The sequence below is a fragment of the uncultured Psychrosphaera sp. genome (assembly GCF_947500655.1).
In the GTDB taxonomy this organism is placed as follows: Bacteria; Pseudomonadota; Gammaproteobacteria; order Enterobacterales; family Alteromonadaceae; genus Psychrosphaera.
The window spans coordinates 18,303-30,055 of record NZ_CANMSK010000015.1 but is presented as its reverse complement, the minus strand read 5'-3'; the positions used below and the strand labels follow the sequence as shown (position 1 = coordinate 30,055).

Annotated in this window: 9 protein-coding genes; 3 read left to right on the top strand and 6 right to left on the bottom strand. The window is 37.2% G+C overall.

All coding sequences use genetic code 11. From position 1 onward, the window contains the following. The first annotated feature begins 23 nt into the window (after positions 1-23). Complete coding sequence (locus Q0940_RS12520; protein WP_299269023.1) at positions 24-2,552, top strand: PilZ domain-containing protein; 2,529 nt, start codon at positions 24-26, stop codon at positions 2,550-2,552. A 280-nt stretch (positions 2,553-2,832) separates the two neighbouring features. Here Q0940_RS12520 and Q0940_RS12515 read toward each other — a convergent pair whose 3' ends face one another. Further along, the gene (locus Q0940_RS12515; RefSeq protein ID WP_299269021.1) at positions 2,833-3,321 is read right to left on the bottom strand and encodes a zf-TFIIB domain-containing protein; all 489 of its coding nucleotides are present in this window, start codon (positions 3,319-3,321) and stop codon (positions 2,833-2,835) included. Between the two features lie 364 nt (positions 3,322-3,685). On the opposite strand from Q0940_RS12515, the gene Q0940_RS12510 reads away from it, so the two are divergent. After that, positions 3,686-4,987 carry a hemolysin family protein gene (locus tag Q0940_RS12510; RefSeq protein ID WP_299269019.1) on the top strand — a complete coding sequence of 434 codons (1,302 nt, stop codon included), beginning with the start codon at positions 3,686-3,688 and terminating at the stop codon, positions 4,985-4,987. 288 nt (positions 4,988-5,275) lie between these two features. Here the strand turns inward: Q0940_RS12510 and clpB are convergent, their stop codons facing one another. From clpB to rluD, 3 genes are all read right to left on the bottom strand, one after another. Further along, the gene (clpB, locus tag Q0940_RS12505; RefSeq protein WP_299269017.1) at positions 5,276-7,858 is read right to left on the bottom strand and encodes an ATP-dependent chaperone ClpB; all 2,583 of its coding nucleotides are present in this window, start codon (positions 7,856-7,858) and stop codon (positions 5,276-5,278) included. 420 nt (positions 7,859-8,278) lie between these two features. After that, the gene (gene pgeF / locus Q0940_RS12500) at positions 8,279-9,100 is read right to left on the bottom strand and encodes a peptidoglycan editing factor PgeF (RefSeq protein WP_299269015.1); all 822 of its coding nucleotides are present in this window, start codon (positions 9,098-9,100) and stop codon (positions 8,279-8,281) included. After that, positions 9,081-10,064 carry a 23S rRNA pseudouridine(1911/1915/1917) synthase RluD gene (gene rluD, locus Q0940_RS12495; RefSeq protein ID WP_299269013.1) on the bottom strand — a complete coding sequence of 328 codons (984 nt, stop codon included), beginning with the start codon at positions 10,062-10,064 and terminating at the stop codon, positions 9,081-9,083. Before rluD ends, pgeF begins: the two co-directional genes overlap by 20 nt. Positions 10,065-10,186: 122 nt before the next feature. On the opposite strand from rluD, the gene Q0940_RS12490 reads away from it, so the two are divergent. Further along, positions 10,187-10,933 carry an outer membrane protein assembly factor BamD gene (locus tag Q0940_RS12490; RefSeq protein WP_299269011.1) on the top strand — a complete coding sequence of 249 codons (747 nt, stop codon included), beginning with the start codon at positions 10,187-10,189 and terminating at the stop codon, positions 10,931-10,933. Between the two features lie 78 nt (positions 10,934-11,011). Here Q0940_RS12490 and Q0940_RS12485 read toward each other — a convergent pair whose 3' ends face one another. Together Q0940_RS12485 and Q0940_RS12480 are read right to left on the bottom strand one after the other, a co-directional pair. After that, complete coding sequence (locus Q0940_RS12485) at positions 11,012-11,302, bottom strand: metalloregulator ArsR/SmtB family transcription factor (protein ID WP_299269009.1); 291 nt, start codon at positions 11,300-11,302, stop codon at positions 11,012-11,014. 4 nt (positions 11,303-11,306) lie between these two features. Continuing rightward, positions 11,307-11,681: a response regulator gene (locus Q0940_RS12480; RefSeq protein WP_299269007.1), complete on the bottom strand. Its 375-nt coding sequence runs from the start codon at positions 11,679-11,681 to the stop codon at positions 11,307-11,309. Positions 11,682-11,753 lie beyond the last annotated feature (72 nt).

Sequence of the window (11,753 nt, the reverse complement as noted above, 5' to 3'; positions counted from 1 at the left end):
AAAATCATAAGGTTATTTAATTTATGGCAGCTGACTTACAGGAATTCAATGAGATCATTGAGGAACTAAAAGCAGTGATAAATCAACCGGATTTTGACGAACAGTTCAAATCTTTGACTATCGACGTGCCCAAATCAAAGCAATTTTTAATAAAGATGGAGCTAAAAAGATTAGCTCAACCTTGTGCCCGACTGATTGATTTACGTGGAAATGTAGATGGTGAAACCAATACATTTGAACATAAAGGCCAAGTTCACTATTTAGATGAATTAGCCAAAAAGATATTTATTGAACAAGTAGAAAAGTTTGGTCGTTATACTGTTGGTGTCTACGAAGCCGTATTACATGCTGATAACAACTTTAAGATCATGGATAAGATCCAACAAGAAAAACGCCTAACTGAAAAAGACAAAACATTAGTAGCTAAGCCTGTAGAAAAAGAAAAACAAAAAAATCCAGCCAATAGAGTAATTTCAGAACATGGCGGCGAAATTGTTCACTTTGCTCAATATGGCATACGTAACGAAGAACGTATGAATTTTAGCATTAATGTAGAATTACAGTTTGGTATTGGTAATGTATTAAAAGCCAACACCAGCGACCTTTCCATTAGCGGTGCAAAAGTAAAAATACCTTCTGCTAAAGATGTGGCATTAGGCCAAAAGATCTCACTATTTTTAACCGGACTTGAAGACGAGGTTTCCCTTAACCTTACCGATGGCATTCAATACGAAATTGTCGGTATTGAAAGTGCTGGACCAAATTATAATTATATTCGAATGAAACGCTCTTTTGCTGAAGAAGTCGGTTCATTTGATGAATTTTTGAGTGACTTTATAAATAGTAATAAACGTCGATATAAAGTGAATTTAGAAAACACCTTAGACGCGATTATTATAAAAGGCTTTGAGCAATATTATTTACCAAGGGCAACATCACTACCTGTTTTCATGCGAGAAGTTCAAGGCAGATTATTACCTACTATGGCATTAGCTACAGAAAATAATCGTGAAACCTTAGGGTATTTTAGTGATGAAAATAAAAGTTTAATACTGCAACAAATCTTAAATGAATCACGTATTGATGCAATTTTAAACTCAGGTAATTTAATTCAAGAGTCTTTGTTATTTTGTTTTACCCACGCTAAAAAAGGTAAACTTTATTTTTATACCGCAACTTCTGAAGAGTTAAATGCTGATCCTGAACTAAAAAATGCATTTATCGGTTTTGGCTCAAAAAAAGCCAGCTGGAAAGTATTTAAGCTACAAGTCTCAATAGCCAATGAAGAAGACGGATATTTGCCGTTATCTATTCCTGACAGTGCTGGCGAAGAAGTTAAGCTATTAAACCAGCCACCTTCAGAGAAAATTCAAGCAATGTTGTCAGGCCTTAAATACGTTGTGACTATGACACCGTTAACGGGTGATAATTCTGCGCAACAATATCAGCAAACTCATGAATTCAGCCCAGACTTGGTACCTAAATTAACCCAGTTTGGTCACCCAAAATTAAAACGCTATATTTCCATTATTGTGGAATCTATTGAGTACGTTAATTTACGCTCAGAAGAACGCTATCTTTATAAGTCAGGCATCCGTATTGAAGATTCTGATACAAGCATCTATGGCGAAACAAGAGACTTTTCAGAGCATGGGCTACAAGTCGTATTAGATGAAGCTGATGATCACAAAAAAGGTGACATCGTTTTACTCTCTATGCCAGATTTTCAGCGAGTAACCAAAGCCTTTAAGTTAGAAAAGTTACCTTATGAAGTGATGACTATTTCCCGTAATAAGTTAATTATGAACTTACGCATATTTGAACCTAGCGGTGAACATGTCGCCTCCAAGTTTTTCAAAAAATTAATTAGCCAAAATAAAGCCAAATTAACACCAGCAAAAATGGAAAGTAAATTCCATGGATTATCTAAATGTTTGCGAAATATTGCGGCTAAAAGTATCCATAACTTCCCGATGTATTTTGCCAAAGAAAATAGCAAACTCAGAGTGAGTACGGTTGGCAAAGGCACAGAAGCAAACTTGTTGCATCAGATGTTATTAAAATATAAACCAGATGCCCATGAAACAACATTTTACCCTTTGTTAAAGGATAATTCGTTAACTTCAGTCTTCTCTCCTATTTTGACTAAGTTGAAACGTGCAGATAAACCTGAATACGTTGATTTATATATTAGATTTAGATCAAATGAGAAAAGTGAACTCCATGCATTTATGGCGCAATACGCCGACCAATTTATGACCACAGAAAAGCTAACTAGCTTTATAGATTCATCCATACAAAAAGATATATTCTTTGCTTACCGAGTATTTATTTCTCGTACAGGTAGACCAGACATGAACTATATTGCTAAAGAATTAGCTTATGTTGGTGATTATGCAGTTCATAGAGCCAAAGAAATTGAAGAGCGTTTATGGAGTGTTGTCGGTGTCGGTGATGTGATCGATATATCAGAAGAAGTTATGACTCGACTCGGTTTTGAAAGTAACCAGTTAAAACAACAAATGCTGAAAAAGAATCGCCTAGTCGATTAATTAAAAGCTGGGAGTTAGAAGCTGGAAGGCTCGAAGCTTGCTATGATTTAGCTAATACAACTTTATGCCACTGCTTAATTAATGTAATCCAAGGTACGCCTAATAAATTTTCTGCATTATTCTCAATATCAGGAAGGTCGATAAGCTTTACAACCGTTTCAATATTGTAGCGCTGAATTATAGCTCTTTGAATTAATTTAACCCTGACCCGCTTTATTGATAACTATATTTTTATATATTGACTTTAGTCCAACGATAATTTTCTCATTAATATTATTAACTACCACGGTAATAAATATTCAGTCAGTCTAAAAACCTGACCCAACGAATCCCTATTGGAATTTTTTGAGCTTATAGAGTTAAATTGTGATGCTTCTGTATCTCTAATTAATTCTTCCCTCAATAATGCTCGCTCCTTCTGCGACAAATGGTTATCACGTAAAAGCTTTAGCTCACCTGTATCTAACCATATACCTGCACAACTTGGACATTCATCGATTTCTACAATATGCGCAGGGCTCTCGTAACGCCTCATCATAATTGTGTCGGGACATTTAGGGCATCTTACTCTGGCTGAAGGATCGTAGCTATCATTGTCAAATTGAGTTAAATGCTTAACTAAAACATTACCTTTAATGTCGGCAGGATCATTAAATAGTTCTAGCTCTTTCTGGTCAAAGAAAACACCGCCACACTTTTCAGATATTTCAACTTGGATAGGCCCCAATTTTACAGGTTTTAATTTAGTTCCAGTTCTCGGACATTTCATTAATGTTATTCCTTTGTATTTAACTATTAAATGGTAGCTAAATTTAGTTAACCACTACAACAAACTTCCATAACAAAGCGGCATCTACTTTAAAATAAGTGCACTAAGTTTGTAAACTGAATAAAGCGCCGAGCGACTATAAATATAAAATGTACAACATAAAACCCATTGGTTCCTGAGACGCTCAGCTAAAAAGCCATCAAACACAAGACTTAAACCATTGATTTTATTATAGTATTTTTATTATGTATTCTGCATAACAAAACTGTTGCTGTTTAACTAATATTGAATAATAATCACGCGCTTTTTCAATGAAGCAATACGCTGGTTGGCGCACGATCAACCCGGTAAATTGGAGTAAAACATGAGTGACTTATTAGGCATTGCCATCTTGATATTATTTGGCGCTTTGTTTGCTATGTCGGAAATTTCTATCGCCGCTTCTCGGAAGATCAAATTAAGAGTCATGGCCGATGAAGGCGATGACAAAGCCAAAGCCGTAATTCGCTTGCAAGAGCAACCCGGTAGCTTCTTCGCCATGATCCAAATTGCCCTAAATGCCATCGCTATTTTAGGCGGTATCATTGGTGAACAAACCCTAACGCCTTATACATCTAAGTTAGTTGCACTAGTGTATTCCGGCCCTATGGCAGAGCAAATTAGCTTTTTGCTGTCTTTCTTAGCCATTACATCATTATTCATATTGTTCGCCGACTTATTGCCAAAACGCATCGCCATGATCATGCCAGAAGCGGTTGCTGCAAAAATTGTAGGCCTGATGAATATCATCACCTATGCACTAACACCACTTGTTATGCTTTTTAATAGCATCACTAATCTCATCTTACGTATCTTTAAGGTTCCTATGGTGCGTGAAGACGTGGTCACGACTGAAGACATAGTCGCCATGATGGACGCAGGAGCAGAGCACGGATCGCTACAGCAACAGGAATATCAACTACTGGGCAACGTTTTTGAACTTGAGGGCCGCAACTTACCAACTGCTATGACAACGAGAGACGCCATAGTATATTTTGATATCAAAGACGACAGCGCAACTATCAGCGCCAAAATCCTAGAGCACCCACATAATAACTTTTTAGTATGTGACGGTCATTTGGATAAAGTAGTTGGTTCGGTAGAGTCTAAACAAATCTTACGTCAACTACTTAAAGGCGAATCCGCTCATTTGAAAGACAGCATGATCCAAACCGAACTGTTTTACTTACCGGAAACCTTAACGCTATCAGAAGCCCTTAACGAGTTTAAAACTGCATTGCAGCCTTTTGCTATCGTAGTGAACGAATACGCGATGGTCGTTGGACTTGTGACGTTAAAAGATTTAATGAGTAGTTTTATGGGCGACTTAGTAACTATCCACGGCGAAGAGCAAATTGTCCAGCGCGATGCCAATTCTTGGTTAGTTGACGGTGTCACCCCCATAATTGATTTAATGAAGTTGCTAGATATAGACGTATTCCCCAACGATAACCAGTACGAAACCCTTGCCGGTTTTCTGATCTATACGTTAAAACGCCTACCAAAACGTACCGATTACGTGATCCTAGAGGGTTATAAATTTGAAGCTATAGACGTCGACGGCATCAGAGTAGAACAACTGTTAGTAACACGTTTGAACGAAGCTAAAATAGAAGCTGAGTTGTAAGGCTGTAAGGCTGTAAGGCTGTAAGGCTGTAAGGCTGTAAGGCTGTAAGGCTGTAAGGCTGTAAGCAAAAATTATAAAATGCATTTACTCAGTAACGTCAAAACTTAATTTGTGTTTACAGATAAATATAACCATCAGTACCTATTTAGCAAAATATACTATTTAAATATGCACCCACTCTCAAATAACCAACAAAAAAGCAGCCCCAATTTAACACTCTGTATTGAGCATTAAACTAAAGACTGCTTTTCTCTTTTTCTTACAAATTATAGCTTATGACTTACAGCTTTAGCGAACAATCACAAACTCATCATCAACCAAGTCCATAACCACTTTGTCTTTTGGCTTGATATTGCCACCCAATAGCTCTTGAGCTAGTTTGTTTTCAATGTACATTTGGATTGCTCGTTTTAACGGTCTTGCACCATATACTGGGTCAAAACCTGCGTCAGCAATTTTATCAAGCGCTGCGTCTGTTAGTTCCAACTCTACGTCTTGTTCAGCTAAACGTTTGCGTAATCCGGCTAATTGAATAACGGCTATCTCTTTTATTTCTGCTTTATTAAGTGGATGGAACACAACGGTGTCATCTATCCTATTAATAAATTCAGGTCTAAAGTGTTTGCCAACGACTTCCATAACTGCCGCTTTCATTTGCTGGTAGTTATTTTCTGAGTCGTTAACATACATACTTTGGATCATTTCTGAGCCTAAGTTTGATGTCATGATGATCACTGTGTTTTTAAAGTCGACCGTACGACCTTGACCATCGGTTAAGCGCCCTTCATCTAATACCTGTAATAGAATGTTAAATACATCTGGATGCGCTTTTTCAACTTCATCTAACAAGATCACTGAGTATGGTTTACGACGAACCGCTTCGGTTAAGTAACCGCCCTCTTCGTAACCAACATAACCTGGAGGCGCACCAATTAAACGAGCCACGGAATGTTTTTCCATAAACTCAGACATATCAATACGTACCATGGACTCTTCTGAGTCAAACAAAAAGTTAGCCAAGGCTTTGGTTAATTCTGTTTTACCAACCCCTGTTGGGCCTAAGAACAAGAACGAACCATTAGGTCGGTTAGGATCTGATAATCCTGCACGTGAACGGCGGATTGCATTAGCTACAGCCACTACAGCTTCTGACTGACCAACTACTTTTTTATGTAATTGCGCTTCTAACAGTAAAAGTTTGTCGCGTTCGCTTTCAAGCATTTTATTAACTGGAATGCCTGTCCAACGAGATAACACATCAGCTATTTCAGTTTCAGTTACTTTGTTACGTAACAAAGTCATGCCGTGCATATCTACTTGAGATGCTAAATCCAATTGTTTTTCTAACTCTGGAATACGACCATATTGCAGCTCTGACATACGTTGTAAGTCACTGGCTCGGCGTGCTACTTCCAGATCTAACCTTGCTTGTTCAAGGGCTTCTTTAATATTTTGCGTTCCAGTTAAGGCCGCTTTTTCAGAAATCCAAACTTCTTCTAACTCTTTATATTTACTATCAAGCTCTTTGATTTGCTCACGAATGATCATTAAACGATTTTTACTGGCTTCGTCGGTTTCTTTTAATAGTGCATTATCTTCCAGTTTTAACTGAATGATCTTACGTTCTAATTGTTCTAACTCTTCTGGTTTTGAGTCAATTTGCATACGAATACTTGAACCAGCTTCATCAATTAAATCAATGGCTTTGTCAGGTAATTGACGGTCGCTAATATAACGATGAGACAATTGTGCCGCTGCAACAATAGCCGGGTCGGTAATGTCTACTGAGTGATGTAATTCATAACGCTCTTTAAGACCACGCAATATGGCAATAGTGTCTTCTACTGTTGGTTCATCTACTTGAACCTTTTGGAAACGACGCTCTAACGCTGCGTCTTTTTCAATATATTTACGATATTCGTCAAGTGTAGTTGCACCAACACAATGTAATTCACCACGAGCAAGAGCAGGTTTTAACATGTTGCCTGCATCCATAGCGCCGTCAGATTTACCAGCACCGACCATAGTATGAATTTCATCTATAAATAGAATGACACGGCCTTCTTCCTTGTCTAGTTCGTTAAGAACTGATTTAAGGCGTTCTTCAAATTCACCTTTGTATTTAGCACCAGCGATCAACGCGCCTAAATCTAACGACAATACTCGTTTGTCTTTTAAGCCTTCTGGCACTTCACCATTAATAATACGCTGTGCTAAGCCTTCAACTATAGCGGTTTTACCCACACCAGGCTCACCAATTAATACTGGATTGTTTTTAGTTCTACGTTGTAATACTTGTATGGTACGGCGAATTTCTTGGTCACGGCCAATAACAGGATCTAACTTGCCCTGTTCAGCACGTTCAGTTAAATCGACTGTGTATTTTTCTAACGCTTGTCTTGTGTCTTCGGCATTTTGGTCTTCAACTTTTTGACCACCGCGTAACGAGTCAATAGCACCTTCAACTTTTTCTTTAGTTAAGCCAAGGAGTTTTATTATTTTTCCAGCTGCGCCTGTATCTTCAACAAGTGCTAACAGGAAGACTTCGCTGGTGATAAATTTATCTTTACGTTGTTGGGCTAACTTGTCACATAAGTTAAGTGCCGAGCCTGTATTTTTACCAAGCTGTATATCACCACCAACGCCTTTAACTGTGGCTATATTTTCTAATTCTCTAGAAACCTTTGAACGCAATTCAGGCGCGCTAACATGACAATGATGTAAAATTGTCATTATGGTACTGTTTTTTTGATCTAATAATGCCTGTAAAACATGCACAGGTTCAATATATTGATGATCACGTCCTAATGCCAACGATTGAGCATCGGCAATAGCTTGCTGAAATTTGTTGGTTAATCTATCTAAACGCATATTCATACCCTTAATTGAGTTAAATTATTATAGGTGCTGCTTATCTTTAAAATTCTGTAATGCTGGTATAAAAGCCAAAAACATAAAAGATAAACAGTTCCTCGTTTGCTTAATTATTTGCTTAGCTGATGAGTTAATCAGCCATAAGTTCTATCTATAAAGTTGAGGACAAAACTCGGAATTTCAATGGTATAACAACTTATAGTTTTAGTTTATGCGCTTTATTTGGCGGAAAGTTTGTTCTAAAACAAATAATAGTGATTATTTGTTAGTTGGTGTAATACAAATTCGGAGATTCAAAAAGTAAGTGCATAGTTTCAAGAGCTATGGATTGGAGAATAGTTTTACAAGGCGGAGTCTCACGAGGTCTAATTTTACGAGGCCTAGTCTTACCAGATATGCCTTGAAGTGGTGAGGCGTTTAATTTTTTATCCAAATTAACGATGCCATTCTGCCAGTTTGACCTTCTTTACGATAAGAGAAAAACAGCTCGGATTGTGAATAAGTACAATATTCACCACCAGAAATATACCTGACGCCTAAAGCCTTTAATTGTACTTTGGCTAGTGCATAAATATCCGCTAGGTATTTATTTTCTTTTGTAAGCTTATTTTCTGTAGCTTTAGTTTCTGTAGACTGGCCTTGCTTAGCGCTAAAACATGGTGAGTAAGTATTTGATTGCTGAACAAACTGCTGCCTAACATCTTCGCCAACTTCAAATGCATTTGGACCAATGGCTGGACCTAACCACACATGCAAAGTTTCATTTGAGCTGGTCATTGCATTCATTGTCTGTTCAATAATGCCATTGGCTAAACCTTTCCAACCAGCATGAACCGCTGCCACTTCTGTTGCATCATCATTTACAATTAACAAAGGCAAACAGTCCGCTGTCATCACCACACAAGTCGTCTGTGGCTTACGTGTGAAACTTGCATCCGCTTCTGGCACTTTGTCTGTTGCGCATTCGTAAAAATATTGTTGTGGTAGTTCTAATACTTTTACGCTGTGAGTTTGCTCTAGCCAATATGGTTCACATAATGAGTGAAAACTAGATAAATGCTCACGTAAAATTGCACGATTTGCACGCACATGCGTTAACTTATCACCAACGTGTGTGGCTAAATTAAAAGAACAAAAAGGCGCTAAAGAAACGCCCTCTTTTCTTGTTGTGGTTATAGCACCAAATTTTTCTATAATTTCTGGTGCTAAATAAGGAAAACTAGCAGTAATCCATGTCATCTTTATGCACTTCAAGATCTTCTTCAAGAGACTCTAACAAATGAACAATGTCGTCTGGCAATGGTGCCTCAAACTTCATTTCTTCTTCTGTTACTGGATGATGAAAACGTAACATTGCCGCGTGCAACGCTTGTCGTTTAAATCCACGCATGGTGTCGATTAATTCTTGTGATGCACCTTTTGGTATTTTTACTCGTCCACCATATTGAACATCGCCCGCCAGAGGATGTTTAATGTGTGACATGTGTACACGTATTTGGTGAGTTCGGCCAGTTTCAAGTCTTAAACGGATATGAGTGTGCTCTCTAAACTTTTTAATAACTCGATAATGCGTAACCGACTCACGACCAAATGCATTAACTGCCATGCTGGTTCGTTTTGTTGGATGACGCCCTATGGCTTTATCTACTGTACCGCCAGCAGTTAACCTACCTAAACAGACAGCTTCATACTCACGCGTCACCTGACGTGCTTGTAAGTCGGCAACCAACTGAGTTTGAGCTGGTACTGTTTTAGCTACTACCATTAAACCCGTTGTATCTTTGTCTAGACGATGCACAATGCCAGCTCGTGGCACTTTATCTATTTCTGGATAATGATGTAACAATGCATTTAAGATTGTACCTGACTGATTTCCAGCACCAGGATGCACCACTAACCCCATTGGTTTATTGATCACTAAGATGTCATCATCTTCGTAAACAATCTCCAACTTAATGTCTTCAGGTAGATGATGGACTTCTACATCTAACTCAGCATGGATAATAATATCTTCTCCGCCGTTCACTTTTTGTCGAGGTTTTGAAATTATTTCATCATCAACTTGAACTTTCTCGGCTAAGATCCACTCTTTTAATCTGCTGCGTGAATACTCAGGAAATAATTCAGCAATAACCTGATCTAAGCGTTTGCCAAATTGTTCTTCGTTTACTTGTGCTTGTAGTTCAATTGTTTGTTTTGTCATATATAAATAATTTGAATTTTGAAAGTGCATGCTAACGAAGAGTGCGCTAGAATGCCGTAGATGCACGTATTCTACGCGATTTTTTTGATAACGAGAAAAGAAAACTTTCCAGGTAGTAAATAATGTTTAATTTTAACACCATTCGCCAACTGTCTTTATTAACAGTTTTGTCTGTAAGCCTTGTAGCCTGTACATCTTCGCCAGAAGAAGATCTTGAACGAGTTCCAGACAATTCTCCAAAAGCTAGATACGTTGAAGCTAAAAAAGCGCTAAATGATGAAATGTATAACCGTGCAATCATTATGTTAAGCGATTTAGAAACACGTTATCCGTTTGGGCCACTGTCTCGTCAAATTCAATTAGACTTGATGTTTGCTTATTATAAGTCAGGTAAATTTGCTGAAGCTTTACCGGCAATTGACCGTTTTCTTAACTTAAATCCTAATCATCCTAAGCTAGATTATGTATTTTATATGCGTGGTTTAGTCAATATGGAAACAGGAGTAAATGGCTTCCAAGATTTCTTTGGAGTAGAAAGCGATGATAAGGATATGGTTACTTCTCGTGATGCCTTTAATGACTTTAATAAGCTGGTAGATTTATACCCAGATAGTAAATACATTCCCGATGCTAAAAAACGTATGATGTTTTTATTAGATAAATTAGCGCATCATGAAATTGTTATTGCTGAATATTACATGCGTCGTGATGCTTATGTAGCAGCATTAAATCGTTGTAAATATGTTTTAGAATATTATCAGCAAAGCTCATCAGTAAAGAATGCGTTAACCATTATGATTGAAGCTTATGACCGTTTAGGCTTACCTGAAATGAAAGCAGATACTGAATTAGCGCTGCAAAATAACTAATTCTATTAGCTATAATATTTAAGTATAAAAAAAGGAACGCACGTTCCTTTTTTTATGTTTGATTTTTAACGAGCTAAATTAAGAATACAACTTATGTAATAACTGCATTACTTGTTGCGTATCTTCACCATGTAATGAGTAATACACTGTTTGAGATTCTTTTCTGGTTTGTACAAACTGCTCTTGACGTAATATAGCCAAGTGTTGCGATAACGCAGATTGACTCAATTCTACTCTTTCAGCCAAATCATTTACTGATAATTCACCATCTAATAAATTACATAGAATAAAAAGGCGTTTTTCGTTGGCCATTGTTTTTAATAACTTTAATGCTTTTGGCGCACACGATTGCATGTCTTGTAATTTCATAAATTTATGCCTGATACTTCTTTAAAATTGTATTGATTTTTTTAGGTGAGAATGGTTTTACAATAAAACCAGCAGCCCCATGAGATAACGAATATTTTACATTATCAACGTTACTATGGGCAGAAACCATAACCACAAATGCATTGTTTTTTATGCTACGAATTTCTTTTAACAATTCTTGTCCGTCAGCATCTGGTAATTCAATATCTAAAAAGACTACATCTGGAAGGTTTTTTTTAAATGACTCAATTGCTTCAGCCCCACAAGATGCCTCATAAATTTCAGACGCTTCCATATGAAGTAATGTTTGTCTTAAAAATGCTCTTACAGAATTAACATCATCCACAATAAGATAAGACAGTGAACTTAAATCCGACATTTATTTATTAACTCCACAGTACGCTAAGGTTGATTTTTATTAACCATAAAAATATTTAGGCGTTCTAAAGTA

Excerpts from the sequence above, each read along its gene's own strand:
- Q0940_RS12520 (WP_299269023.1), top strand. The coding sequence starts at position 24 with ATGGCAGCTGACTTACAGGAATTCAATGAGATCATTGAGGAACTAAAA.
- Q0940_RS12515 (WP_299269021.1), bottom strand. The coding sequence starts at position 3,321 with ATGAAATGTCCGAGAACTGGAACTAAATTAAAACCTGTAAAATTGGGG.
- Q0940_RS12510 (WP_299269019.1), top strand. The coding sequence starts at position 3,686 with ATGAGTGACTTATTAGGCATTGCCATCTTGATATTATTTGGCGCTTTG.
- clpB (WP_299269017.1), bottom strand. The coding sequence starts at position 7,858 with ATGCGTTTAGATAGATTAACCAACAAATTTCAGCAAGCTATTGCCGAT.
- pgeF (WP_299269015.1), bottom strand. The coding sequence starts at position 9,100 with ATGACATGGATTACTGCTAGTTTTCCTTATTTAGCACCAGAAATTATA.
- rluD (WP_299269013.1), bottom strand. The coding sequence starts at position 10,064 with ATGACAAAACAAACAATTGAACTACAAGCACAAGTAAACGAAGAACAA.
- Q0940_RS12490 (WP_299269011.1), top strand. The coding sequence starts at position 10,187 with ATGTTTAATTTTAACACCATTCGCCAACTGTCTTTATTAACAGTTTTG.
- Q0940_RS12485 (WP_299269009.1), bottom strand. The coding sequence starts at position 11,302 with ATGAAATTACAAGACATGCAATCGTGTGCGCCAAAAGCATTAAAGTTA.
- Q0940_RS12480 (WP_299269007.1), bottom strand. The coding sequence starts at position 11,681 with ATGTCGGATTTAAGTTCACTGTCTTATCTTATTGTGGATGATGTTAAT.